Origin of the sequence: Microbacterium sp. ISL-103 (assembly GCF_018613995.1) — a bacterium.
GTDB lineage: Bacteria > Actinomycetota > Actinomycetes > Actinomycetales > Microbacteriaceae > Microbacterium.
On sequence record NZ_JAGGPD010000242.1, the window covers coordinates 1 to 3086 of the forward strand.

Consider the following 3086-nt stretch of genomic DNA (forward strand, 5'->3'; position numbering starts at 1 on the left):
ATAGGCATCCGCTCGGGCGAGACCCGCGGCCAGGTGCGCCCCGGAAGACCCGTCGGCGGCCGCCGGGCGCGCCGACCAGGCGGCGGGGTCTGTGCGGTCGAGCATGACGGGCACGTACTGCTGACGTCCGGCCGGGCTCCGCCACCCGGCGGTGACGGCGACGCGGAGCATCGGGCGCTCGATCGGCTCGCGGCCCTGAAGTGCGAGCAGCGCCGGCCGCACGAACGCTTCGAACGAGGCGGCGACGCTGGCGGGATTGCCGGGCAGTCCGAAGACGAGGGCGTCGTCGATGCGTCCGAACGCCTGCGGTCGGCCCGGCTGCATGGCGACCGCCACGAACTCGATGAGATCGCGCAGCACGTTCTTCACGACCTCGTGGGCTCCGGCGCTCACGCCGCCGGAGGTGACGACGACGTCGGCGCGGGCGTCGTGCAGTGCGCGCTCGAGCAGCGCGGTGAACGCCGCATCCTCATCCGTCACTGAGTCGACCGACACGATATCCGCGCCCGCGTCGGTGCAGAGCGCCGCGAGCAGCACCGAGTTCGACTCGGGGATCTGTCCGCGCGCGAGCTCGGCTCCGGGGGCTGCCAGTTCGGTGCCGGTCGAGATCACGGCGACGCGCGGGCGGCGATGCACGGCGACGGTGTCGATGCCGGTGGTGGCGATCGCCGTCAGCTGCAGCGGTCCGAGAACCGTGCCGGCCGGGGCGACGACGGCGCCGGCGCGCAGCTCTTCGCCATGCCGACGGATGTTCGCGCCCGCCCGGGCCGGAGCCCTGGTCACGATGGCGGGAGCATCCCACGCCTGCAGGCCGTCGCGGGTGTGCTCGAACGGCACCACTGCGGTCGCCGTGCGCGGCACGGGGGCGCCGGTCATGATCCGGGCCGCCGAACCGGGAGTCAGCTCGGGTTCGTCGGCAGACCCTGCCGGCAGATCGGCGATCACTCGCAGCACGACCGGATGCTCGACGCTCGCCCCCTCGACATCGGCGAAGAGCACGGCGTACCCGTCCATCGCGGAGTTGTCGAACAGCGGCACATCGACCCGGGCGTGCACGGGGTCGGCCAGAGTGCGTCCGGAGGCCAGAGCGACCGACACGATCTCGGCCTCGAGAGCGGATGCCGCAGCCAGCACCTTCGCCCGCTGTGCGTCGACCGTCAGCATGGCGGAAGCGACGGTCGGGTGGTGAAGGGCATGCAGTCAGCGTACGACGGTCGCGGGATGCCCCCGCGACCGCGTCGCCCCCTGCCCCTCTTTCCCCGCCTGTTCCCCGCTCGAAAGTCAGTGCTCGCGGAACATCGGCCAGCCGCTGCCGGGCAGCATGTGCGAATGCAGCGCCCCCTTGGCCGATTCCAGGTTCGGGTAGGTGCCTGTCGCGGCATCCGATCCGGCCATGACGACCGTGTAGCCCTCGTCATCGTGGCGGATGCTGCCGACGACCCCGTTCGTGCCGTAAGCCACCCAGAGGGCCAGGGTCTTGGTCGTGCTCATCATCGAACCTCTTCCGTTGCCCGTGACGCTACGCCCCGGCGCACCGGAATACCAGCCCTTGATGCGCGGTGGCGGGGGCAGCGGGCGGGCGTCCGAACTGCGGGGCCAGTTCTTCCGCATCGCGCGCCCGAGTTGCGGGGCCAGTTACGCATCGCAGTGGCGTGATTCGGGTGCGGGGCCAGTTACGCATCGCAGTGGCGTGATTCGGGTGCGGTAGTGGCCCCGCCTGGAGGGTCGGGTGCAGAAGTGGCCCTGCGCGCAGCCGCGGGCGCGTTGTGGGGTCGGCGGGGTTGCGGCATCCACTAGTGCAGCTGGCGCGCGTGGGCGGGGCCAGTTCCGCACCGCGATGGCGTGATCCGGATGCGGTAGTGGCCCCGCCTGGAGGCAGGGGCGGGGGCGAAGCGGGGAGAGGGAGGGAGGGGAGGGGGAAGAGACGGGGGAGAGTCAGCGGCGGGATGCCATCGCGCGACGGATGTGGTCGATCAGCATCCGTCCGCCGTCGCCCAGGTCGAGCTGTGTCACGCGTATGACGATCCAGCCGCGGTCTTCGAGCTCGCGCTGCCGCTGTATGTCGCGCCTCCACTGCTCGCGGCTCGTGCGGTGGCCATCGCCCTCGTACTCGATCGCGATCTTGAGCGAGGGATAGGCCATGTCGCTCCGCGCGATGAGGACGCCGCTCTCGTGGATCTCGTGCTGCACGACGGGTTCGGGAAGACCTCCTGCCACGATGAGCAGCCTGGTCTCGGTCTCCTTCGGCGATTCCGCTCCGTCCCGTGCGCGGGTGAGCGCATCACGGATTCGTCGAGAGCCGGGGAAGCGGCCCCAGGCCCGCAGCCGCTGTTCGATGTCGGTCAGTGCCAGCGGAGGACGCCCCGGACGCAGCCCCGGATAGTTGTCGGCCGTGCTGATCAGCGCGTCGAGAGCGATGACCGCCTGATCGTCGGTCAGCGGCACGGCGCACATGAACAGAGCCGCGACCGGATCGATGACCGGGATTCCGCCGATTCGCCAGGGATGGGCTCGTCCCCCTGCCAGGCGCCGGCCGGTGACGCCGCGGCGGCGGACGCGCGCCGAACCCGGCGCCACGACCACGACGATCGGTGCCTCGAGGCGCCAGATTCCGGGGTGCGGATACCCCCACACCCGCATGGCCGTCTCGCCGCCGACGAGCTGACCGCGGTGCAGTCGGGGCGCGAGGGCGGTGACGCGATCGAGGGGTGTCTCTGCCCTCGCGACCGAACGGACCCCGCGGAAAGGGCGGTCGAGATCGCGGGCGCCGACTCGGCCCCGACCGATACCCGCGGCCGCGGCCTGCGTCACGGTGAAATGGCGGCCGAGTTCGTCGGGCAGGAGTATCCGATGGCGCATCCCCTCACGATCGGCGAGCGAACCGTGGCTCGGGCTTCGTGATCGCCCGGATCCCGAGAATTGTGGAGAAGTCGCGCCTGTGGACAGCATCCGCGGTGCGTTCTGGCGCCGCGAGCGGGGCCACTTCTGCATCTGGCGCCGCGAGCGGGGCCACTTCTGCATCTTCAAACCAGTTCTCGGATGCGGAACTGGCCCCGCCTGGCGGGCGCGGTGCGGAACTGGCCCCG

Annotated in this window: 3 protein-coding genes; all 3 read right to left on the reverse strand. The window is 71.4% G+C overall.

The features are described 5' to 3' along the window. Nucleotides 1-1164: gephyrin-like molybdotransferase Glp (gene glp / locus J7E68_RS09865; RefSeq protein ID WP_215172135.1), on the reverse strand; the 1164-nt coding region annotated here is incomplete at its 3' end. 117 nt (nt 1165-1281) lie between these two features. Beyond that, nucleotides 1282-1491 (reverse strand): methyltransferase, encoded by a 210-nt coding sequence (locus J7E68_RS09870; protein ID WP_140038123.1) that lies wholly within the window; start codon nt 1489-1491, stop codon nt 1282-1284. A 444-nt stretch (nt 1492-1935) separates the two neighbouring features. Next, nucleotides 1936-2859, reverse strand: coding sequence for a hypothetical protein (locus J7E68_RS09875; protein ID WP_215172137.1), 924 nt, complete (start codon nt 2857-2859; stop codon nt 1936-1938). Nucleotides 2860-3086 lie beyond the last annotated feature (227 nt).

What these genes read in the sequence shown, in the direction of transcription:
- J7E68_RS09870 (WP_140038123.1), bottom strand. Translation starts at nt 1,491, where the DNA reads ATGAGCACGACCAAGACCCTGGCCCTCTGGGTGGCTTACGGCACGAAC.
- J7E68_RS09875 (WP_215172137.1), bottom strand. Translation starts at nt 2,859, where the DNA reads ATGCGCCATCGGATACTCCTGCCCGACGAACTCGGCCGCCATTTCACC.